Raw genomic sequence first — 352 nt, 5'->3', positions numbered from 1 at the left:
GATCTTTCCGCACTGAACAATTCGGGAACGGATGACCAGGTCCTGAGCTTGTCTGGGAATGTACTGACTCTGGAAGATGGGGGTACCGTTGATTTGAGTTCTTATCTGGATAATACAGATGATCAAACTGTGACGGACTTTAGTCTGGATGCTTCAAGCAATATCCTGACCCTATCCCTGGAGGATGGGAATACAAAGACGGTGGATCTTTCCGCACTGAACAATTCGGGAACGGATGACCAGGTCCTGAGCTTGTCTGGGAATGTACTGACTCTGGAAGATGGGGGTACCGTTGATTTGAGTTCTTATCTGGATAATACAGATGATCAAACTGTGACGGACTTTAGTCTGG

The 352-nt window shown here is 46.9% G+C and carries 1 protein-coding gene; it reads left to right on the top strand.

The window, feature by feature from the left end; all coding sequences use genetic code 11:
- Positions 1–352: hypothetical protein (locus tag DF185_RS23735; protein ID WP_165836124.1), on the top strand; the 352-nt coding region annotated here is incomplete at both ends.

This window comes from Marinifilum breve, assembly GCF_003202155.1.
Classification (GTDB): Bacteria; Bacteroidota; Bacteroidia; order Bacteroidales; family Marinifilaceae; genus Marinifilum; species Marinifilum breve.
This window is presented reverse-complemented; position numbering and strand designations above follow the sequence as displayed.